Genomic DNA, 20676 nt, shown 5'->3' on the forward strand with positions numbered 1-20676 from the left:
GGATGAGGCGGGACTGCCGTGAAACGTTTGCTCCGGTATCCGCTGGTTGCGGGCACGGTTGCCGCCCTTCTGGCGGTCGTGCTGCTGCTGGCCTCAGGCCAGGACGGCATCGCCCGGGTCGGGGCCAGCATCTATGCCTTGGCTGTGGCGGCCTACCTTGCGGTCGGGATGATCCGGCGGCTGGTCGGCGGCCATTGGGGCATCGACATCCTGGCGGTGACCGCCATCGTCAGCACGGTGCTGGTGGGCGAGTTTGTCGCCTCGATGATCATCGTGCTCATGATGGCAGGCGGCACCGCGCTCGAGGATTATGCCGCGGGCCGGGCCAAGGGCGAGCTGACCGCGCTGCTGGAGCGCGTTCCGCAGACCGCGCACCGGGAGCGCGCCGGTATCTCCGCCGCAGGAACCGGCCCGGATGGCATCAATGCGGACCCCCAGCACGAGGACATCCCGGCCACCGACGTGCGGGTCGGCGATGTCCTGCTGGTGCGTCCCGGTGAAGTGGTGCCGCTCGACGGCGTGCTCCTCTCCTCCTCGGGCACGTTCGACGAATCCTCGCTTACCGGTGAAAGCCTTCCGGTAGAGCGTGCGGCGGGTGAGGGCCTGATGAGCGGGTCCTTGAACGGTGAAGCGGCCATCCGGATGCAGGTCACGGCATTAATGGAAGATTCGCAATACAGCCGGATCGTCGCCCTGGTGAAGGAAGCTGCGGAGAGCAAGGCCCCCATGGTCCGGCTGGCCGACCGCTACGCCGTTCCGTTCACCGCCCTCGCCTATCTGTTGGGCGCGGCGGGCTGGATCATCAGCGGCAGCCCGGCCCGCTTCGCCGAGGTGCTGGTAGTCGCCACACCTTGCCCGCTGCTGATCGCCGCGCCGGTGGCGTTCCTGGGCGGCATGAGCCGGGCCGCGCGCGGCGGCATCATCGTCAAGTACGCCGGGGTGCTGGAGCTGCTGGGCCGGATCCGCACCGCCGCGTTCGACAAGACCGGCACCCTCACCTACGGACGGCCGGCCCTGGTGGAGGTCCGCACCGCCGGCAGCTTGGACGAGGACGAGGTGCTGCGCGTGGCCGCGTCCGCCGAGCAGTACTCCTCGCATGTCCTGGCGGGGTCAGTGATGGAGGCGGCGCGGTCACGGTCGCTCGCTTTCCACAGCGCCTCCCAGGCCACCGAATACGCCACCCACGGGGTCCGGGCAACGTTCGACGGCCAGGACGTGGTGGTGGGCAAACCCAACTTCGTGGCTGAGTCCGCCGCCGGGGTGGAGGAAACGGAACTGGCCAGCGGCCAGCTCGCCATCTATGTGGGGGTGGGCGATGAATTCGTCGGAAGCCTCATCATGAGCGATCCGATCCGGGCCGAGGCCCGGCGCACCCTGGCTGAGCTGCAGGACCTGGGCGTCACCGAGACCGTGATGCTCACCGGCGACGCCCTGGCCACAGCAGAACACATCGCGGAGGCCGCCGGGCTCGCCGACGTCCGGGCCGAATGTCTCCCGCCGGACAAGGTGGAGGCGGTGCGGTCGCTGCCGCTTCGCCCGGTCATGATGGTGGGCGACGGCGTCAACGACGCCCCCGTGCTCGCCGTCGCCGACGTCGGGATCGCCATGGGCGCCCGCGGCTCGACGGCGGCCGGCGAGTCTGCCGACGTCGTGATCATCCTTGATGACCTGTCCAAGGTGGCCTCGGCCGTGCGGATCGGGCAGCGGACCGTTAAGGTGGCGCTGCAAAGCATCTGGATCGGCATTGCCCTGAGTGTGGCACTGATGCTGGCTGCCGCGGCAGGCTACGTCCCCGCCATTGCCGGCGCCTTGTCCCAGGAGGTGGTGGACCTGGCGACCATCCTGAACGCGCTGCGGGCGCTCAGTTCCGGCCGCAGCCGGCCGGGCGGGGAAACGCCGGCGGGCCGGCCTAGCCTCCGGGCGCCCGTTTCTCGGCTTCCGCGATCAGCGGGACGGTCCTGAGGTAACTGTCCGGATTCAACGAGATGGAATCGATCCCTTCACCGACCAGGAAGGCTGCAAACTCCGGGTGGTTGCTGGGGCCCTGCCCGCAGATGCCGATCTTAATTCCGGCAGTGTGGGCCTTCTGGATTGCCTCGCTGATCATCGCCACCACCGCCTCGTCGCGCTCATCGAACAGGGCCGCCAGCTGCGCCGAATCGCGGTCCACGCCCAGGATGAGCTGGGTGAGGTCGTTGGAGCCGATCGAGAAGCCGTCGAAGCGGGCGGCGAACTGCGCGGCGAGAACCACGTTGGAGGGGATCTCACACATCATGTAGACCTCCAGGCCGTGTTCGCCGCGCACCAGACCGTTTTCCGCCATCACCGCCAGCACCTTGTCCGCCTCCTGCGGTGTCCGGCAAAACGGGACCATCACAATGATGTTGCTGAAGCCGGTCGTCTCACGGACCCGCTTCAAAGCCCGGCATTCCAGCGCGAAGCCCTCCCGGTAGCGCTCGTCGTAGTACCGCGAGGCACCGCGGAACCCCAGCATCGGGTTCTCCTCGGCCTCCTCGAAGGCGGCGCCGCCAATCAGGTGCGCGTACTCATTGGTCTTGAAGTCGCTGAGCCGCACAATCACCGGCCGCGGGTGGTAGGGCGCGGCGATTTTGGCGATGCCCAGCGCCAGGGCGTCCACGAAGTAGTCCCTGGGGTCGTCGTAGCCGCGCGTCAGGTCCCGGATCTGCGCGGCCTCCTGCGGGTCCGTGACCCGTTCCGGGTGGACGAGCGCCATCGGATGGACCCGGATGAGCGCGCTGATGATGAACTCCATCCGGGCCAGCCCGACGCCGTCGGCGGGCAGCCGCCACCACTGGAAGGCGGCTGCGGGGCTGGCGATGTTGACCATGACCTTGGTATGCGTCTCCGGCAGTTCCCCCAGGTCCACGTCCTCGGTGTCGAAGGCGAGGCTGCCGGCGTAGACGCGGCCCAGATCGCCTTCGGCACAGGAGAGGGTGACGGCCTGGTTTTCGAGCAGGACACCGGTGGCGTTGCCCGTCCCGACGACAGCGGGCACGCCGAGTTCCCGGCTGACGATGGCGGCGTGGCTGGTGGGCCCGCCGCGGTCGGTGACGATGCCAGCTGCGCGCTTCATGATCGGGACCCAGTCCGGGTCGGTCATCTCGGTGACCAGGATGGCGCCGTCGCGGAACGTCTCGATGTCCGCCGCACTGCGGATCACGCACGCCGTTCCCTGCGCGATCGAATCGCCGATTGCGGCACCGGTCACCAGTACGGCGCCCGTCTCCCGCAGGTGGTGGAGGGTGAAGCGGGAGCCGGTCTTGAGCGACTGCACGGTCTCGGGCCGGGCCTGCACCATGAAGAGTTCGCCGGTCTCGCCGTCCCTGGCCCATTCCATATCCATCGGCCGGCCGTAGTGCTCCTCGACCGTCACGGCCCACCGGGCCAGCATAAGGATCTCCGCGTCCGTCAGCACAAACGCCCGGCGCTCTGCCGCCGAGGTGTCCACCGTGCGGGTCCGGGCGTGGCCGCCGCGGCTGGAAACCATCTTCTGCGCCTTGGAGCCGAGGGTCTTCTCGATGATCGGGCAGATTCCTTCCGCCGCCGCGGCGTCGGTCAACAGCGGTTTGAATACGAGGTACTTGTCCGGGTTGATGCTGCCCTGGACCACCGTCTCACCCAGTCCCCAGGCTGCGCTGATCACAGCCACCCGGGGGAAACCGGAGTCCGTGTCGATCGAGAACATGACCCCGGAGGCGCCGACGTCGGAACGCACCATCCGCTGGACCCCGATCGACAGCGCCACGTCCAGGTGGTCGAAGCCCTTGACTTCCCGGTAGCTGATGGCCCGGTCCGTGAACAGGGAGGCGTAGCAGCGCCGGCAGGCGTCCATCAGCTCCCGGTCCCCGGCAATGTTCAGGAAGGTTTCCTGCTGGCCGGCGAAGCTGGCATCGGGCAGGTCCTCCGCCGTGGCACTGCTGCGGACCGCGACGGACAGCCGTTCCAGCCCGGCGCGCTGGCCGAGGTCGCGGTAGTGCGAGCGGATGGATTCGGCGATGTCCGGGGGAAAGTCGCTGGCCAGGAACAACTCCCGGATAGCCTCACCGGTTTCGCGCAGTGAGGCCGAACCGCCGCGGTAGGCCTCGATCCGCGAGCGCATCTGCGGTTCGATCCCGTTGTCCGCGATGAACGTCCGGTAGGCAGCAGCGGTGGTGGCAAAGCCGTCCGGGACCCGCACACCCTTGGCTTTGAGGGTCTGGATCAGTTCGCCGAGGGAGGCATTCTTGCCGCCGACCTGGGGGACGTCGGCCATGCCGATTTCTTCAAACCACAGGACGTGTTCGGGCATGCCGGTGCTCCTTGGGTGTTCGTCGCCAATGCCTTGATCCTGCTGCCCGGGCTCTGGCGGGGTCAGAGTCTTAGGACCTTTTAGGCGGTGCAGCCGGGGCGGCGCGGCCGCCCCGGCGGTGCCGGGCTTCCTTGTAGAGCCAGTCGGCGAGCAGGACAGCAGGGATGGCCGCGAGCGCCACGGCCAGCCCGCCGGGCGTCGGCGGGGCCTGGCCCAGCAGCGCGGCCACCGGGCCGAGGAACAGAAACACGGTGAGCAAGCCCAGCTCCGCGAGGACGGCCCAGAGCAACAGCCTGTTGGTGAACCAGCCCAGCCGCCAGGGCGGGACGGTGGCGCTGCGGCAGGCAAAGGCGTTCGCGAGCTGCCCCAGGACCACCGTGCTGAACGCCGCGCCCGAGGCCGCCATGAGTACGTCCGAGGGCGGCAGCTCAGCCCCCGGTCTCCAGCCGGCGCCGAACAGCACCGCGGTGTACGCCGTCATCTCCATCAGGGCCTCCACCGGGCCGAGCAGCGCGAAGACCCGAAACATCAAGGCGGCGTCCATCAAGTGACGGCGCTCCGGGGACCGTTTCAACGCCCCCTTGCTCGGCGCTTCGCTGCCGAGAGCCAGGGCCGGCAGCAGATCAGTGCCGATATCCAGGGCGAGGATCTGCAGCACACTCAGCGCCAGCGGGAACCGGCCCCCGGACAGGGCCCAGAACACGAAGGGAGTCAGCTCAGCAACGTTGTCCGTGAGGTGGTAGGTCAGGAACCGGCGGATGTTCGCGTAGGTGGCGCGGCCCTGCTCCACCGCCGCGATGATCGTGGCGAAGTCATCGTCAAGCAGCACCAGGTCCGCTGCCTCGCGGGCCACGTCCGTGCCGCTCAGGCCCATCGCGACGCCAATGTCCGCCTGCTGCAAGGCCGGCCCGTCGTTGACGCCGTCGCCGGTCATCGCCAGCACGTGGCCGCGGTGCTGCAGCAGCCTGGCCACCCGGAGCTTTTGTTCCGGCGTTACCCGGCTGACCACGACGCCGTCGCGGTCCAGCAGCGCCGCCAGGACCTCGTCGTCCTCCGGCAGGTTGTGCCCCTCCAGCACCACCTCCGGGGAGCCGATCAGGCCGGTTTCCCGGGCAATGGCGGCGGCCGTGAAGGCATGGTCACCGGTGACCATGCCGACCTTGATGCCGGCGTCGCGGGCCGCCTGCAGCGAGAGCCGCACCTCCGCACGGGGCGGGTCGTGCAGGCCGATCAAGCCCAGCAGCGTCAGCCCGGTCTCAACCTCCTCGAGCTTGAAACGGGCGCCCGGCCGGCCCGGCAGGCTCCGCTGTGCGACCGCCAGCACCCGCAACCCGTGTGAGGCCATCTGGTCCACCATCTGCAGGGCGCGGTCGGCGCTGTCCCCGGCACTGTCGCCGCCGCCGTCGCCCCTGCCGCCGTCGCCCCTGCACAGGGGGATCACGGACTCCGGCGCGCCCTTCACAGAGAGCGTGGTGCCGACGATGGCGGACTCCCGCAGCCGGCGGGGGTCGAAGGCGAAGCGGTGGGATACCGTGGGCTCCGCAGCCCGGCCGCCGGGGCCGGCCAGCCGGGTGGCCAGCGCGTCGATGGCGGCTTCCATCGGATCCCCCTCGGCGATCCACTGGCCTTCGTGCTGCACCGCCCGGCCCACCGAGGCGGCACGGGCGGCGGCACTGAGCCGCTGGGCCGCTTGGAACGCCGCGGCGCCGGGAGCAGCAGCGCCCTCGCCGGTAATCTGCGCGCCGGGCCCGTAACCCTGCCCGGTGATGCCGAGCAGTCCGGCGGGGGTCCAGACCTCGACGGCGTTCATGCGGTTCTGCGTGAGGGTGCCGGTCTTATCCGTGCAAATGAAAGTGGTTGAGCCCAGCGTTTCCACCGCCTGCAGGTTCCGCACCAGGGCATTGCGCGCGGCCATCCGCTGGGCACCGATGGCCAGTGAGAGGGTGACGGTGGGAAGCAGCCCTTCAGGCACCAGCGCCACGGCCACGCCGATCGCGAAAAGGAACGCATCGCGCCAGGAAATGCCCACCAGCAGCGAGAGGACGAAGAACAGGACCGCCGATGCCCAGTGCCACGCCGGCGACGATCCGGACGATCCGCTGCAGCTCCAGCGCCAGTGGGCTGGGCGGCGCCTCGACCTTGCCGGTCAGGGAGGCGATCTCGGCGAGCCTGGTCTGCCCTCCGGTGCTGGCGACCACGCCTTCGGCCGTGCCGATGACCAGGAAGGTCCCGCCAAACAGGGCGTCGCCAGCGATTTTGCTGACCGCTTCGCTTTCGCCGGTGAGCATCGATTCGTCCACCGTGCAGCCTGCGGCAAGGGCCAGTTTCAGGTCCGCCGGCACGCGGTCTCCGGCCACCAGTACGACGGCGTCGCCGGGCACCAGCTCGGTGGTGTGCACTTTCACGATCCGGTTGTCGCGGCGCACCGAGACCATGGCCGGAAGCAGCTCCCGCAGCTTGGCGGCGGCATGCTGGGCACGCGCCTGCTGGATGAAGGCGAACACCCCGTTCACCACGATGACGACCACGATGGCGACCCCCAGTTGCGGCATCCCGGCGATGAAGGCAAGGGCGCCGGCCACCCAGAGCATGAGGGCGAAAAAATGGGTTAGTTCCGCCAGGAGCCGGCGCCAGCCCGGGACGGCGCGGGTCTCCGGCAGCCGGTTCGGTCCGCTGCGCTCCAGCCGCAGGGACGCCTCGGCGGAGCTGAGACCGGCGATCCCGGGCAGGGGCCCGGCGCCCGCGGTCGTCACCGCCTGCCGCCCCTCATCCGCAGCACCAGGGCCCGGCGCTGCCCCGGCACCTCATGCATCCGAGGATGCGCCGGACCGTCGCCGCTGGTTAGGGCCAAAAGTCATCGGAGGCGAACAGCTGTCCCTGGTTCAGTGGACGGGCCGCGGCCTCAGTTGCTGGCCACCGTCGGGGGCCGCTGCCGTCCCAGTGCCCGCAGGTACGTGCCGAAGCCCTGGGGCGCGCGGGCGTGGGTCCGGCCGGAGGTCAGCACCCGCATGCTGTCCGTGGCGAGGACGGCGAAGGCCAGGCCGCGCAGGCCCTGGACCAGAATGCGGTCTTCGTGCGATACCTGCTTGGAGAACCCGCCCGCGGCAAGGTAGGCCGAGGCCCGGACACCGAAGTTGGCGCCGTAGATGTGCGGGTGGTCTTCCTCGAAGGGGTGCCGTTCCAGCCAGCGGCGCAGCAACTCCGGGTCCATGCCCGCGGGGTCAGGTTCCACCGAGCCCAGTACCGCGTCGGCTCCTGCTTCGGCGAATTCGAGCTGCCGCACCAGCCAGTTCACCGGCACCTGCGAATCGGCGTCGGTGTTGGCCAGCCAGGTCCGTCCCGGCCAGGGCGCCGGCCCGGGGCGCAGGCCCGGGGCGCGGCGGGGCCGGCCGAAAAGGGCGGCGCGGACACCTGCCGCCCGGCTCGCCCCGGCACTGCGCAGGCGGACATCGAGTGAGCCGAACCGCGGGTCGGCGTCGACGTACCCGGCCGTGATCTGGGCGGAACGGTCATTGCAGCTGTCCAGGACCACCATCACCCGGACAACGACCTCGGGCCGCATCCTCTGCAGCTCGTCGGCGGCCCGCCGCACGGCCCGCAAAGCACTGTCAATGTGTTGGTCCTCATTGTGGGCCGGCAGAACGACGGCCACGGTGTCGATGCCGGTGTGCCGTTGCGGACCCGGGGCCGGGGCGGCCAGACCGCTCACCGGCCCGGGTCCGGGGCGCGGAGGATTTCCAGCACGAAGTCGCGCTCCCGGTAGAGTCCGGCGTCGACCCAGCGCAGCTGCCGCCGCGCGGCAGCGTGGACGGCGTCGCCGTCGAGCTCCCAGCCCTCGATCGGGTGCCGCCAGTGGCAGAGCGCCAGCGTGCCACCAGGCAACAGCGCCGCCTCGACCCGCTCGAATAGGGCGGCAAGTTCCTCTGGGCTGAGGTAGTAGCCGACCTCCGACATCACGATCAGGTCGAAGGCGCCCTCCGGCCAGTCCTGCGGGACCGTGAGGTGGCGGGTCTGCGCGGCGGGCAGGTGAGCGAGCCGCCGGGCCGCCCGGGCCAGGGCTTCGCTGCTCGCGTCAACGGCCAGGAAGCTCCCGCAGCGTTCCGCGAGCTCAACGCTCAGGGTGCCGATCGAGCAGCCAATCTCAAGGCCGGCGGAGTAGCTCCAGCCCGGCAATGCCGCCAGCGTCAGCGCGCGTTTGCGGTGTTCGTACCAGCTGGTGGTGTACCGCCATGGGTCTTCACTCCGGGCGTGAACGCTGTCGAAGACAGTTTCGGCGTCCGCTGCGGCGTAGCCCGGGCGGGAGGCTGTGGTGCCGGCGGGCGGCCCTGCCGGCGAAGCAGTGCGCGGCGCGGCCGGCGGCTGCCAGGCGAAGGTCTCCCAGTGCCGGGAAAAATGGTCCAGGAAGGCGGGCGGGAGCAGCACTTCATCCCCCGGCTCTGCGGAGAGTGCCCGGACCTATGAGGTGTGTGCCACCATGGCCTGCGCCTTGGCCTGGGCCTCGGCCGGGCTCAGCGGGAGCCGCAGCCAGGACTGCCAGGCCGGGTCCTCCGGGCTTGCCCAGAGCCAGTACCAGACGGGGTACTCCAGCACCCCGTGGCCGGCGGCGGCGGCTGCTTCGGCGGCGGCGGAGCCCAAGGCGTCGTGGTCGGTATGGCCGTCATGCCGCTAGGGCGCCACGAGGACGACACGGTCCGCAGTCCGGCCCGTGGCCGCTGCTGCCTCCCGGATAGCTGCGAGGACGTGCCCCCGGTACTCTGCGAGCTTCCCGTCCGGCAGTCCGAGGTACCGCCAGTCGGCGGCGGGAACCAACCCTCCCAGCGCGCCGGCGAACTCCCGCAGCCGAAGGTCGGCTAGCTGGTCCGGCGTGGTGCTGGGCGAACCGGGGTGAGAGGCCTCCCCCGCGGTGCACAGCAGCACCCGCACCTCGGCACCGAGCGCGTGCAGCCGGGCCATCAGGCCGCCGGCACCCAGCGACTCGTCGTCGGGGTGCGCGGCAAGGACGATGAAGGCCAGGCCTGCCAGCTCCCCGGCGTCAAGCGGCAGTTCCGGCAGGGTGGCGGCCCCGCTGGCAGCCCAGTCCTCCTCGCTGGTTCCGGCATCATGATGGGTGAAGCTCACCATGCGTGGTCCCCCTTGAAGGTCAGGGCGCCGAGCTGGGCATCGTCGCGCATGGCGTGGTGCTGCCGGATGTAGAGCGAGAGATCGGCCATGCGTTTGGCGTAACGCCGGTCGAACGCCAGCGGGCCGGGACCGAGGTTTTGGCTCACCAGCGCTTGGATACGTTCGACGGCGGCGGCCACGCTGCCGCGGACCCGCAGCGCCTCGCTCCAAGAGCCGGATCCGGACAGCTCGCCGGCGTCGATCCGGGCAGCAGTGCGGGCGAGGTACGCACGCAGGCCCTCCAGTGTGCGGTCGATCTCGCCGAGGTGTGCCAGTGCCAGCTGGTCCGGTTCGCGGCCCCCGTCGGCTGCTTTCTGCAGTGCTTCCTCAAAGCTGCGTGCAATCGCGACGGCGCCGCCGAGCCAGCAGGCTGCAACGCCCATGCCGCCCCAGCCAAAGCCGGGACGCTGGTAGTACCAGCCGGTGTCACCGAGCGGGATGGCCGGAACCGAGTCAAAGTGCACCGTCCCGCTGGGAACCTCCCGCAAGCCCAGACTGGCCCAGTCGGGGTCAGCAACGCTGACCCCGTCCGCGTGCAGGTCGACGGCGAAAGCGGCCCGGCCGACGCCGTCCAAGTGAGCGGTCACGATGGCGTGGTCAAGTTGGGCGGCGAGGGAACACCACGGTTTGGAGCCGTCCAGTATGGTCCGCCCGCCGGCGTTCCGGGCCGTCAGCTTCAGCCCGGGCGCCTCAGCCGCGAAGACTCCCCAGGTACCGGTGAAGGGCAAAGTGCGTGCCTGCGCGTTGGCCTGGTCGAAGATCGCGGCAGCATCGAGGTGAGGTTCAAGGATCCGGCCGGCGGCGACGTCGACGGCGGTAACCGACGCGAGGATCTCCCAAAGGCGAGCGGTCTGCCCGGAGCCGGGCTTCGGAACAATTTCGTTTATCTCCCTGGCCAAGGCGAGCAGGGCCGGGACATCCTCAGCGTTGGCCTCCACGGCCAGAAGTAGCGGGCCGAGGCCGGCGAGCTCCTCCGGGGTGGAGCTGATCCCCACGGCCCGGGGCGCGCGGCGGTCCGGGGTCACCTTCATGGTCTGATCCCTGTCCTTCGTTGTACGCGATGAGTGCTGGCTGGTCTGCTCCGCCGTTCCAGGAGGCGCAGCCGGCGAATCCCAGCCTACTTAGTGGTCGGCTGGCCCGCGCAACCGCGCCTATGAGGGCATTGGGCTACCGCACGCGCGCAACAGCGAAACCGTCCCAGCCCTTGGACCCGACCGTCTGGATCACGGTGGCGTCCAGCCGGGGGTCCTCCCCCATCAGCTGGAGGGCGGCGATGATTCCGGGGGCGTTAAGGGGGTCCAGGCCCGGTTCCAGCACGGCGCCTTCCCAGACCACGTTGTCCATCACCACGGTGGTCCCGGGCCGGCCAAGCCGGACAGCCCAGTCCAGGTAGCGCGGGTTGTTTTCCTTGTCCGCGTCGATGAAGACAAAATCGAATGGCTCGGCGCCCTCGCTTTGCAGCGCGGCAAGGGTGTCGAGGGCGGCACCGACCCGGATTTCGACGATGTGACCCAATCCGGCCTGATCGACATTGGCGCGGGCCACCTCGGCGTGCCGGGGCAAATATTCACAGGTGATCAGCTGGCCGCCGTCGGGCAGCCCCTGGGCCATCCATATGGTGCTGAACCCGGCGAGCGTGCCGATTTCCAGGACCCGGCGTGCGCCGGAGAGCTGGACCAGCAGCTTCAGGAGCTTGCCCGCATTGGGCGAAACTTCGATGGGCGGCAGGTTCGCGGCGAGGGCGGCCTCCGCAGCCTGGCGAAGTGAGCTGTCAGGCCGGACGACGACGTCGGAGAGATACTCTTCGACGGCGACCCAGCGGGCTTGAGGCTGGTGCTCGATCATGCGCCCAGTCTCCCAGCTCCCCCGGACGCGCGGTAGGCCCCATTCGACAAACGACCGGGCAGCAAAACGGCCAGCGGGCCTGACGCCGGGTGCGGCGCAGACCCGCTGGCGCGGTGTGTCCCCGGAGGGTGAAGCTGGTTAGACGCGGGGGGTGGTGGCCCGGGTGGGGCGGCGGTTGAGCAGCAGCGCCAGGGCGATCATGCCCAGGCCCAGCACGAGGTGGAGCCAGTTGTCGGCACTGTTAAGCGGCACGAAGTTGGCGGCCGAGTCGTGGCCGATGAGGAGGCCGTAGATCCAAAGAACGAGATAGACGACGCCGCCAAAGAGCAGGTAGTTTTTCGCCCCTGCGTGGGTGCGCCCCATCATGAGGCCGGCCACGCCGAACAGCAGGTGGACGATGTTGTGAAGCACGGAGACCTGGAAGACGCCCAGCAGCAGAGCCTCGGAGCCGTGGCCGGCGAGGCCGAGTGTGTCGTAATTGCTGGTAATTCCGGGGATGAACCCCAGGATGCCGACGAGCAGGAAGACTGCCCCTACCGCCTGGGCGGCCTTTTCCATAGTGGTTTTCTCACGGGCTACGCGGTTGGTATTTACCACGGTGCACTCTCCTTCATTGTTTGGTTGTCGATCGCCGGAGCGAACGGAAGATGTTCGGAACGGGTATTTCTGCAAGGCAGTTGCGGCCATTGCTGACCACCGTGCCGGTCAGCTCAGTCGGTGATCCCGATGAAGACGATGCTGTCGGAGTCCTGCTGGTTCGCCGGGGCATCGGCAAGGCCCTGCGGCGACAAGTCCAGCTCCTCTAGCCGAAGACGCCCGGAAGCGGCGGCGCTGGACCTTTTACGCGGGCCGGCGGGATCTATCACGGGGTACTCCTCATCTGGTCGAAGTGGCTCAGGCCCGGGAGGGCGCCTGGTGCGTCCATTTGAAAACCGCACCTGCAGCGCAGTATGCGGGGGCCCAGGGCGCCGGGCGGTTGGTCCTCGATGCCGGAATAGCTGAAATCCCTAGCTGTCGGGTCCACCAAGGACATCGGTTCCTTGCAATGGAGGGGACCATGTAGGCTTCAGCGCCGCCTTCGGCCGGTTCTGACCTGGCCACCAGGGCGGCCGCGAGGGCTTTTGTTGTCTCCAACACGCGGGAGTCGCCGCACCCTGTGCAGTTGACCTCGACGGCGAGGGTTTGCTCGCGGGCGTCCAGAACTGTGATGGAACCGCCTACGAGGTGTTTGTCCGTGTGGCACTTGGCGCACCAAGGGCGTCCGCCGCGGGGCTGGTGAGCGCTGGCCGGGCGGTACGTGCCCGAAATTGCAGTCATGGCGCTCAGCCCAATCCGGCGAACGTGGATGGGCTTGAATCAGCGGTTACGGAACCGTTGTTGCTGGGCGGTCGGCACCCTTGGGTGATGACTTGATGAAGGAGCTTGTCGTGCTGCGAATGTGCCATGGTCGGCTCGTTTCCGCTGGGTGCATTTGGTGCCGCCGATGGCTACAGCAGCTGACACTTGGCGGGATGCACTGAGCGCCAAGCGGGTCCCGCTGCTGCAGCAGTGCAGCTGCGGGGGTGAAACAGTGGAGCGTCGGAATCGTTACGGGCGCACCAGGGGTCCGCTTCTAAAACCTCTGATGAACGACTTCTCTACAACGTAGACTGTAGGCGTAGACCCAGGCGGAAGCAAGCCTGCTTACCACTTCGTCCGGTTGCCGCCATGACCTGCGCGCCGCCCTCAGAATGGATCGGCATAGGAGTAGGGCGCCCGGGGGCGCCAGCGCGGTTCCAGCGTCAGGTCGTTGACGGCGCAGGAAATCCTGTCCCGCTCCCTGCAGGGCAGCGCGCCGGAGCCGGCGATGTAGCGGATGACCGGCTGCAGATCGAAATTTCCCCCCACGCTCACGTAGTGGAGCCAGAGTGCATACGGATTCAGCGTCAGCTCACGGATAACGGTGCAGGTGAGCGCCTGCTGGTCAGCTTCGTGCATGTCAGTCCCTTGCCGCGCAACCGCACCCTTGCCGACTCGCACCCCGTCGCCGTTGCGGCGGTGGATGGGCCTGGGACGCGCTGCGCTCCCGGCGCACGCCAAAACGTAACCGAGAATAGGTAATCAGCATACTTACTATCGGGCCGGAGCGCAACAGCACAGTGTCGGTGCGGGCCGTGCCGTTAACCGTCTAGGGCCTGTTCCAAACGGTCCAGTTTGCCCGTCAATTCGCCGTTGTAACCGGGGCGGATATCGGCCTTGATCACCAGGGAGACGCGGCTGCCGAAGCGGCCCACGGCCTCCGTGGCCCGCTTTACGACGTCGAAAACCTCGTCCCACTCACCCTCAATCGTGGTGAACATCGAGTCGGTGCGGTTCGGCAGGCCTGATTCCCGGACGATCCGCACCGCCTCGGCGACTGCGTGGTGCACCGAGGCGTCGTCGGATTCAGGAGCGGCGGCGGCTCCCGCGGGACGGCCGGAAGGAGCGACTGAAAAGGCTAGCAACATGACCCCAGTCTGCCACCTGCGGCCGAGCCGCCCGGGCATGGGACCTGCGGCTGCAACGTCACACAATGGCGTACCCGCGGGTAACAGGTTTCCTGCACCTCCGCGTTGCTAACCTGAGCAAATGAACCGGGCAGTAGACCGCAGGCCGCTCCGTGCGGACGCTGCGCGTAACGTCAACAAAATCATTGCCGCGGCCCGCCAGTGCTTTCGCGATCACGGCCCGGAAGTTCCGCTGCAGACCATTGCCGTCACCGCCGGGGTGGGCCCTGCCACGCTGTTCCGAAACTTCGCGGACAAGGAAGAACTCGTCCTGGCGGCGCTGCACCAGCAGCTGAAACTGCTCGTCAACCCGGTCATCGAGGAGGCCTTGGCCGGTAAAGACGCCGCCGAAGGCCTGTTCCGTGTCATCGATGCCCTCATGGCTGTTGCCAGCGACGAAGCCAACCTGCTTGGGGCGGTGGCCGGCCGCCGCGGCGTGCTTACCGGCATCACGGGGGACCTCATCGATTCCGTCGCCGTGCTGTTGGGCCGCGGGCAGGGCCAAGGCACGTTGCGCAGCGACATCTCCATGACTGACATGATCAGGCTGCTGGCCATGCTGATCGGCGTCGTGGACACGATGGAGGCCGGGTCGGACGCCTGGCGCCGTCCGGCCGCGCTGGTCGAAGACGCCATCCGGGCGGAGCGGCCGGACCGTCCGCTGCCGCCGCAGTCCCTGTTTCCGGGAACCGTGTACGGCACAGCTTTCGGCGCCGCCTATGGGAGCACGTACCTTTGATCCATGACCTGGGAAACCGTCGCCGGCGTGCTCGGCGGCTTGCTGCTGCTGTATGCCGTACTGCTCGCGCTCCTCTGGGGCTACGCGCGGCGGCATCCCGAAACCGTGACGATGAAGGACGCCCTGCGGCTGCTGCCTGACTTGCTCCGCCTGATCCGTCGGCTGATCGCCGACAGCACCGTCGCCGTTGGCGTGCGGGTCCGGCTCGTCCTGCTGCTGGTGTACCTGCTTTCGCCCATCGACCTGGTGCCGGACTTCGTGCCCGTGATCGGCTACGCGGACGACGTCGTGATCGTCGCCCTGGTGCTCCGCTCAGTCGTCGCCCGGGCAGGCGAGGACGCCGTGAGGCGGCACTGGCCCGGGACTCCCGAGGGTCTTCAGCTCATCCTGAAGCTCGCCGGGCTAGGCACCGCACGCTAGTCCGGCGCTCCCGTTCCTCACCCGGGACCGGGCGTCAGCCGCCATCGGGCTTCTTCGCCTCCTTGAGATGCTGCTGCAGCTTCTCTTCGGCCTCGCGGCGGCGCCGCGCCAGCTCGCGCAGTTCCCGGGTGGACTCTGCCCCGGGGGAAACCAGGTGGTCATACGGCTTGGGATGTCTCGCCTTGCCGGTTGCGCTGGCCGCTTGCGGATCCTCCGGGCCCGGGGCAGCAGCGTCCGGAGTGTCTTTTTCGGTCATCGTTGAATCGTCCCTCCGTCACCCAGGCTGAGGTAGGGGCAAAAGGCCGGTGCACTTTCGGCTCAGTTCCAGCCAAGCAGCCGCAACCCTGCCGCTGCTCCGGCGCCCGCGAGCACCACCACCAGGAACGGCGCCCGGAACACCAGCGCGACGGCGGCCGCTCCCAGGGCGCCGAGCCGCGCATCCAGCGCCAGGGACTGGCCCGAGGCCAGCGTGTTCACCACCGTAAGGGAAGCCAGCAAGCCGATGGTCATGGTGCCGGCAACTCTGGACATCCGGGGGTTTTGCAGCAGGCTGGCGGGCACGAGGTAGCCCATCAGCTTCCAGGCGTACGCCAGCACGCATGAGAGCAGGAGCCAAAGCCACAGTGTCATAGGGGCTCCCCCGGGCGGGTGCTGGCGCCGCTGCCATGGTGCTGGTCGGCGTACGGGTCCACGTCAGGCTCCAGACCCTCATCGCTGCGACCGTGGCTGAACCAACCGGCCACGGCCGCGACCAGCGCGGCGACCAGGATCGGCACCCCGGCGGGCACCAGCGGCACGGCCAGGACGGTGGCAAGGGCGCAGACGACGGCGATGGCCACAGGTTCGCGGCCTTTGAGCCGCGGCCACAGCAGGCCGAGAAAGGCGGCCACTGCGGCGCCGTCGAGCCCCCATTGCTTGGGATCACCGAGCGCACTGCCGGCCAGTGCACCAACCGCTGTGAAGAGGTTCCACAATACAAAGACGCCGATACCGGCTGTCCAGAAGCCCCGGCGCTGCTCCGCAGGGTCCGTTTGGCCGGTGCTCGTGGCGGTCGATTCATCGATCGTCACGTGGGCAGCGGCGAAGCGCCGCCAGCCCCGGGGCTGGAGCAGGGCGTTGAGCTGCATGCCGTAGATGCCGTTGCGCATGCCCAGCAGGGTAGCGGCGCCCATGGCTGCGATACCGGAGCCGCCGCCTGCCACCACGCCGATGAAGGCGAACTGCGAGCCGCCACTGAAGAGCAAGAGGCTCAGCGCCATCGTCTGCCAGAAATCGAGCCCGGAGGTCACCGACAGCGCCCCGAAGGAGATCCCGTAGAGCCCGGTGGCGATACTGATGGAAAGTCCGACGCGGACGGCCGGGGACTGCGTAAGCTTCACCGGCGGGGAGCCTGGTGGGACGAGCGAAAAGGCATGGAACTATGCAATCACAGCGACGGAGAACCCGCCGAACGGGCGGGCGGCGGCGGCGTAACCTGTCCCGCGGCCAGCGAAAACAGGACCTTCCGCAGGGGACCTCGAGGACCGGCCGGGAGTACCTTGTGGGCTATGAGCAGTGTCGTGGAAATCGCGGGCGTCGTGAAGCGGTTCGGGTCGGTGACGGCCCTCAACGGACTGGACTTCGAGGTCGCTGCCGGCGAGGTGCACGGCTTCCTCGGCCCCAATGGCTCCGGCAAGTCGACGACGCTGCGGCTGCTGCTCGGGATGCTGCGGCCGGACGCCGGCACTAGCCGGGTCCTGGGGCTTGATCCGTGGCGCGATGTCGCCGCCCTGCACCGCCGGCTGGCGTACGTCCCCGGAGACGTGGCCCTGTGGCCGAACCTGACCGGCGGCGAGGTGATCGAGCTCCTGGGCAGGCTGCAGGGCGGCCAGGACCGCACCCGCCGGGACCAGTTGCTGGAAGTGTTCGAACTGGATCCGACCAAGAAGACCCGCACCTATTCAAAGGGCAACCGGCAGAAGGTTGCGCTCGTCGCGGCGCTGGCCACGGACGCGGAATTGTTCCTGCTGGATGAACCCACGAGCGGGCTGGATCCGCTGATGGAAGACGCCTTCCGCGGCTGCATCCGCGAGCTCCGGGCGCAGGGGCGCACCGTGCTGCTGAGCACCCACATCCTCAGCGAAGCGGAGGCGCTCTCTGACCGCGTCAGCATTATCCGTACCGGCCAAGTGGTGGAGACCGGCCCGCTTGAACAGTTGCGGCATCTGACCCGCACTTCGGTGACTGCCGACGTAGCTGCCGTCCCCGAGGGGCTGGAACTGCTGCCCGGCGTGCACGATGTGGTGGTGGCCGACCACCGGGTCAGCGCCCAGGTTGATCCGGCCGGATTGGGCGCTTTCCTGCAGGCGCTGGGCACTGCCAACCTGCGGGCGCTCACCAGCCAGCCGCCGACGCTGGAGGACCTGTTCCTTCGGCATTACGGCTCCGGGAACGACTCAAGCACCGGGGCTGGCTCTGGCACTGGCGTCCGGGATACCGCGGGCTCCGAGGGGTCCCGGAGCCGGAGTCCCGGCAATGCCTGAGACGCTGGCCGGCACGGGGGCGCTGGTCCGGCTGGGGCTGCGGCGGGACCGCTGGCTGTTGCCGATGTGGCTGGCCGGCTTCACCGTGGTGGCCTACTCCACGGCACTTTCCGGTGCGGAGCTCTTTCCCGATCTGCGCAGCCGCATCGAAGCCGCTACCGCGCTGAACGCCACTGCTTCCATGGTGGCGATGTTCGGGCGGATCTATGATCCGGCGTCGCTGGGGGCGCTCTCGCTGATTAAGTACACCGCCTTCATGACGGCCATCCTCGCGGTCCTCATGGCCGTCCTTATGATCCGGCACACCAGGGCCGATGAGGAAAGCGGACGGCTCGAGCTGCTGGCCGGCGGCCGGCTCGGGCGCGATGCCCCGCTGGCCGCCGCGCTCATCATTGGCGCGACCACGAGCCTGGGCGTCGGACTGCTCTCGGCCGGCGCCCTTGCCGCCGGCGCACTGCCTGCAACGGGCTCGCTGGCCTTCGGCCTTGGCTGGGCCGCTACCGGGCTGGCGTTCAGCGCCGTGGCCGGTGTCGCCGCACAGGTGACAGCGAGCGCACGGGCAGCGATCGGACTCAGCATCGGAGTTGTCGCGGTAACGTACGCCCTGCGCGCCGTCGGCGACCTTGCCGAACCCGGCCCGTCCTTCCTGTCATGGCTGTCGCCGATCGGCTGGAACCAGCAGATCCGCGCGTTCGCCGGGGACCGGTGGTGGGTTCTGGTGCTGCCCGTGGCGCTGTCTGTCCTCCTCATTCCGGCGGCCTTTGCCCTGCGGGCGCGTCGGGACCTGGGAGCCGGCTTGCGGGACGAGCGGCCCGGGCCGGCGGTGGGCTCGGTCACCGGAATCTGGACGCTGGCGGTGCGGCTGCAGTACCGGGTGTGGCTGGCGTGGGCGGCGGCGTTCGTTATGTTCGGGCTGGTGATCGGGTCCCTGGTCGGCAACGTGGCGGACATGCTGACTTCGCCGAACGCCCAGGAGCTGGTCAGGCAGCTCGGTGGCGCGTCTGCCTTGCAGGAAGCGTTTCTGTCTGCCGAGATCAGCATCATGGGCCTGCTTGCAGCGGCCTACGGTGTGGCGGCAACCAACCACCTGCGGAGCGAGGAATCAGCGGGCCACACCGAGGCGCTGCTGGGAACTGCCGTTACGCGCAGCCACTGGGCCAGCAGCCACTACGGTTTTGCGCTGGCCGGAGTCGCCCTGCTGATGCTGCTGGCCGGGGTGTCGATCGGCGCCGGTGCGGCCCTTGCGGTTCATGAGCCGGTATTGATCGGCCGGGCCACGGTCGCTTCCCTGGCCCAGATTCCCGCCGCGTGGGTGCTGGCCGGCATCGCGCTGGCCGCGTTCGGTTGGGTGCCGCGACTGGCCGGTGCGGTCTGGGGCGTACTGCTGGCCTTCGTGGCGCTGGGAGATTTCGGCGTGCTCTGGAACGCCCCGGGATGGCTGATGGAGCTCTCACCGTTCCGGCATTCCCCCCTGCTTCCGGTGAGTGCTGACGCGGTCCCGGCGCTGCTGGGCCTGACCTCGCTCGCCGCCGGCCTGGCGGCGGTGGGCTACCTCGGCTGGCGACGGCGTGACCTGGCTAGCTAGCTTCCGCCGGTCCACGCCGGCTGACGGCGGTGGCCGAGCCGGTTGACGGCGGGTAAGTCGGTCACGCGCGCTGACGGCGGGTCAGTCGGTCACGCCTGCTGACGGCGGGTCAGTCGGCCCGGGGGTTTGTCACACCAACGCTTCGTTGCCGGACTCGGGGTGCTCCCCGTCATTCAGCTTCTCGAGCAGGGGCCTGACGGCCAACAGGTGATGGGCCAGGGCAACTTCCGGTTGCCCTGGGTGGGCATCCACAAATTGCTTGAGCTGTTCCCTTTCGTGCGCCGTCTCCGGATCCGAAACCGCCAGGAGCGCCTCGATGATGGCTACCGCTTGCCGTCGGATGTCCGGCTCCGTCTTCTCGCGGCGGGGAGCTTCGACGGTCCTGACGGATACCAGGCCGCGCCGGAAAGACGTACTTTTGCCATGGTTTTGTGCTGGAAGTGACGACGGATTGGTCGACATGAGATGTCCCTTATTGCTGTTCCAGTTGAACCTGAAACGGATCCACGGCCACACGCGCCCCTCGGAGCGGGTGCTCTACGCGGTAGACTGTACTGTAAGTCTACGCCCGCCATGCAAGACCGTGTTAGAGCACCTGATCCGTTCTGGCCGCCCCCGCGAGGAGGGCAGCCCGAGCTGGCAGAGCAGCCTATAGCGGGGCGAGAAGCTGGGCCCGGACGTCCGCGGGTCGATTCGTGGTGATTTCCTGGATACCGAGTTCCCGGCAGAGGGCGACATCTTCCGGCCGGTCAACCGTCCAGACCCGGAATGTGCGGCCCGAATCGAGCCAGCGGCGTACGGTGCGGGCGTGCCTCCGGACGTAATCCATGCCGGGGCCGGCCAGCCCCACTTCGCAGTCGTCCAGCAGCCGCTCCCCCTCGGTTTGCGCGGCCTTCATGATGTTGGCCAAGGCCCCGCCGGCGACGGGACCCACGCCCAGTTCCTCGCGGATTTCGTCTACCTCCACATCGTCCACGAGCTGGCAGAGGGCCGCCGCGGGGACCGTCCGAAGCAGGTGCTTGACCGCGTCGGGGCTGAAACTCATGAAAGAGATCCGGATATTGTCCAGCATCGAGGTGCTCCGGTCCCAGCCCTCGGCCTCGAGAACCGCCAGCACCCGGTCTTCCAGCCGAAGCTGGAACGGGCTGGGGTGCTTCAACTCGATGGCCAGCCCGATCTCCCGGCCGGCCAGGCGCAGGAGGTCCAGCAGCTCCGGAAGCGTCAGGAACTGCTTCGAAGGCGGCCCGTACGCCTCGGGGATGCGGACGCCCTTCCAGGAGCAAAAGTCCAGTTGCCGCAGTTCTTCCAGGGTGTGGTCAGCAACGGGGCCGGTACCGTTGGACGTGCGGTCAAGGTTGGCGTCGTGGATCAGCACCGCGTGCTGGTCGCGGGTCAGGTGCACGTCGCATTCCACGCCGTCGGCGCCGTCGGCGATGGCCTGCAGATAAGCGGCACGGGTGTGCTCGGCGAACGCTGCGCTGGCGCCCCGGTGCGCGTAGACCAGCGGGCGGGCGGCGGCGGACTCCTGAATGCTCATGCTGACACGTTAGCGGACGGCGGTGGCGGATGCC

Annotated in this window: 18 protein-coding genes and 2 pseudogenes; 5 read left to right on the forward strand and 15 right to left on the reverse strand. The window is 68.9% G+C overall.

Annotated features, from left to right (window positions below; all coding sequences use genetic code 11):
• Positions 1-18: 18 nt before the first annotated feature.
• Positions 19-1962 carry a heavy metal translocating P-type ATPase gene (locus tag QFZ61_RS02415; RefSeq protein WP_307032982.1) on the forward strand — a complete coding sequence of 648 codons (1944 nt, stop codon included), beginning with the start codon at positions 19-21 and terminating at the stop codon, positions 1960-1962.
• Here QFZ61_RS02415 and ppsA read toward each other — a convergent pair.
• The 10 genes and pseudogenes from ppsA to QFZ61_RS02465 all read right to left on the reverse strand — a co-directional run bounded on the left by ppsA (position 1910) and on the right by QFZ61_RS02465 (position 13800).
• A complete protein-coding gene (ppsA, locus tag QFZ61_RS02420) occupies positions 1910-4309 on the reverse strand; it encodes a phosphoenolpyruvate synthase (RefSeq protein WP_307032984.1) in 2400 nt (799 codons plus the stop codon). The genes QFZ61_RS02415 and ppsA overlap by 53 nt on opposite strands.
• Before the next feature lie 70 nt (positions 4310-4379).
• Positions 4380-7062, reverse strand: a pseudogene (locus tag QFZ61_RS02425) (cation-translocating P-type ATPase).
• Positions 7063-7211: 149 nt separating this feature from the next.
• The gene (locus QFZ61_RS02430) at positions 7212-8018 is read right to left on the reverse strand and encodes a glycosyltransferase family 2 protein (protein ID WP_307032986.1); all 807 of its coding nucleotides are present in this window, start codon (positions 8016-8018) and stop codon (positions 7212-7214) included.
• A gap of 8 nt (positions 8019-8026) precedes the next feature.
• Positions 8027-9430: pseudogene (locus QFZ61_RS02435) on the reverse strand (PIG-L family deacetylase); the annotation flags it as partial.
• Entirely contained in the window at positions 9424-10500 is a 1077-nt protein-coding gene (locus tag QFZ61_RS02440) for an acyl-CoA dehydrogenase family protein (protein WP_307032987.1), read from the reverse strand. The pseudogene QFZ61_RS02435 and the gene QFZ61_RS02440, both read right to left, overlap by 7 nt.
• A gap of 136 nt (positions 10501-10636) precedes the next feature.
• Entirely contained in the window at positions 10637-11314 is a 678-nt protein-coding gene (locus QFZ61_RS02445) for an O-methyltransferase (RefSeq protein ID WP_307032989.1), read from the reverse strand.
• Positions 11315-11452: 138 nt separating this feature from the next.
• Positions 11453-11872: a DUF4383 domain-containing protein gene (locus QFZ61_RS02450; protein ID WP_307037956.1), complete on the reverse strand. Its 420-nt coding sequence runs from the start codon at positions 11870-11872 to the stop codon at positions 11453-11455.
• Positions 11873-12024: 152 nt separating this feature from the next.
• Positions 12025-12180 (reverse strand): hypothetical protein, encoded by a 156-nt coding sequence (locus QFZ61_RS02455; RefSeq protein ID WP_307032991.1) that lies wholly within the window; start codon positions 12178-12180, stop codon positions 12025-12027.
• An 859-nt stretch (positions 12181-13039) separates the two neighbouring features.
• Complete coding sequence (locus QFZ61_RS02460) at positions 13040-13291, reverse strand: hypothetical protein (protein WP_307032993.1); 252 nt, start codon at positions 13289-13291, stop codon at positions 13040-13042.
• A gap of 182 nt (positions 13292-13473) precedes the next feature.
• Positions 13474-13800 carry a thiamine-binding protein gene (locus tag QFZ61_RS02465; RefSeq protein ID WP_307032995.1) on the reverse strand — a complete coding sequence of 109 codons (327 nt, stop codon included), beginning with the start codon at positions 13798-13800 and terminating at the stop codon, positions 13474-13476.
• A gap of 121 nt (positions 13801-13921) precedes the next feature.
• Between QFZ61_RS02465 and QFZ61_RS02470 the strand changes: the two genes are divergently transcribed.
• The gene (locus QFZ61_RS02470; protein ID WP_307032997.1) at positions 13922-14578 is read left to right on the forward strand and encodes a TetR/AcrR family transcriptional regulator; all 657 of its coding nucleotides are present in this window, start codon (positions 13922-13924) and stop codon (positions 14576-14578) included.
• A gap of 3 nt (positions 14579-14581) precedes the next feature.
• Entirely contained in the window at positions 14582-14998 is a 417-nt protein-coding gene (locus QFZ61_RS02475; protein WP_307032999.1) for a YkvA family protein, read from the forward strand.
• Positions 14999-15032: 34 nt separating this feature from the next.
• Here the strand turns inward: QFZ61_RS02475 and QFZ61_RS02480 are convergent, their stop codons facing one another.
• The 3 genes from QFZ61_RS02480 to QFZ61_RS02490 form a co-directional block, all read right to left on the reverse strand.
• A complete protein-coding gene (locus QFZ61_RS02480; RefSeq protein ID WP_307033001.1) occupies positions 15033-15254 on the reverse strand; it encodes a hypothetical protein in 222 nt (73 codons plus the stop codon).
• Positions 15255-15316: 62 nt separating this feature from the next.
• The gene (locus QFZ61_RS02485; protein WP_307033003.1) at positions 15317-15628 is read right to left on the reverse strand and encodes an AzlD domain-containing protein; all 312 of its coding nucleotides are present in this window, start codon (positions 15626-15628) and stop codon (positions 15317-15319) included.
• A complete protein-coding gene (locus tag QFZ61_RS02490; protein WP_307033005.1) occupies positions 15625-16377 on the reverse strand; it encodes an AzlC family ABC transporter permease in 753 nt (250 codons plus the stop codon). The genes QFZ61_RS02485 and QFZ61_RS02490 overlap by 4 nt, the downstream gene beginning before the upstream one ends.
• A gap of 168 nt (positions 16378-16545) precedes the next feature.
• Between QFZ61_RS02490 and QFZ61_RS02495 the strand changes: the two genes are divergently transcribed.
• Positions 16546-17520, forward strand: coding sequence for an ABC transporter ATP-binding protein (locus QFZ61_RS02495; RefSeq protein WP_307033007.1), 975 nt, complete (start codon positions 16546-16548; stop codon positions 17518-17520).
• On the forward strand, positions 17513-19105 hold the full coding sequence (locus QFZ61_RS02500; protein WP_307033009.1) for an ABC transporter permease: 1593 nt from the start codon (positions 17513-17515) through the stop codon (positions 19103-19105). Before QFZ61_RS02495 ends, QFZ61_RS02500 begins: the two co-directional genes overlap by 8 nt.
• Before the next feature lie 129 nt (positions 19106-19234).
• Here QFZ61_RS02500 and QFZ61_RS02505 read toward each other — a convergent pair whose 3' ends face one another.
• Positions 19235-19567, reverse strand: coding sequence for a hypothetical protein (locus tag QFZ61_RS02505; RefSeq protein WP_307033011.1), 333 nt, complete (start codon positions 19565-19567; stop codon positions 19235-19237).
• Positions 19568-19754: 187 nt separating this feature from the next.
• A complete protein-coding gene (locus QFZ61_RS02510; RefSeq protein ID WP_307033013.1) occupies positions 19755-20642 on the reverse strand; it encodes a glycerophosphodiester phosphodiesterase family protein in 888 nt (295 codons plus the stop codon).
• Positions 20643-20676 lie beyond the last annotated feature (34 nt).

Source organism: Arthrobacter sp. B3I4 (assembly GCF_030816855.1).
Lineage (GTDB): Bacteria > Actinomycetota > Actinomycetes > Actinomycetales > Micrococcaceae > Arthrobacter.

Coding starts and splice junctions, on each gene's coding strand:
- ppsA (WP_307032984.1), bottom strand. CDS start 4,309: ATGCCCGAACACGTCCTGTGGTTTGAAGAAATCGGCATGGCCGACGTC.
- QFZ61_RS02470 (WP_307032997.1), top strand. CDS start 13,922: ATGAACCGGGCAGTAGACCGCAGGCCGCTCCGTGCGGACGCTGCGCGT.
- QFZ61_RS02450 (WP_307037956.1), bottom strand. CDS start 11,872: ATGGAAAAGGCCGCCCAGGCGGTAGGGGCAGTCTTCCTGCTCGTCGGC.
- QFZ61_RS02445 (WP_307032989.1), bottom strand. CDS start 11,314: ATGATCGAGCACCAGCCTCAAGCCCGCTGGGTCGCCGTCGAAGAGTAT.
- QFZ61_RS02460 (WP_307032993.1), bottom strand. CDS start 13,291: ATGCACGAAGCTGACCAGCAGGCGCTCACCTGCACCGTTATCCGTGAG.
- QFZ61_RS02495 (WP_307033007.1), top strand. CDS start 16,546: ATGAGCAGTGTCGTGGAAATCGCGGGCGTCGTGAAGCGGTTCGGGTCG.
- QFZ61_RS02440 (WP_307032987.1), bottom strand. CDS start 10,500: ATGAAGGTGACCCCGGACCGCCGCGCGCCCCGGGCCGTGGGGATCAGC.
- QFZ61_RS02505 (WP_307033011.1), bottom strand. CDS start 19,567: ATGTCGACCAATCCGTCGTCACTTCCAGCACAAAACCATGGCAAAAGT.
- QFZ61_RS02500 (WP_307033009.1), top strand. CDS start 17,513: ATGCCTGAGACGCTGGCCGGCACGGGGGCGCTGGTCCGGCTGGGGCTG.
- QFZ61_RS02480 (WP_307033001.1), bottom strand. CDS start 15,254: ATGACCGAAAAAGACACTCCGGACGCTGCTGCCCCGGGCCCGGAGGAT.
- QFZ61_RS02510 (WP_307033013.1), bottom strand. CDS start 20,642: ATGAGCATTCAGGAGTCCGCCGCCGCCCGCCCGCTGGTCTACGCGCAC.
- QFZ61_RS02485 (WP_307033003.1), bottom strand. CDS start 15,628: ATGACACTGTGGCTTTGGCTCCTGCTCTCATGCGTGCTGGCGTACGCC.
- QFZ61_RS02465 (WP_307032995.1), bottom strand. CDS start 13,800: ATGTTGCTAGCCTTTTCAGTCGCTCCTTCCGGCCGTCCCGCGGGAGCC.
- QFZ61_RS02475 (WP_307032999.1), top strand. CDS start 14,582: ATGACCTGGGAAACCGTCGCCGGCGTGCTCGGCGGCTTGCTGCTGCTG.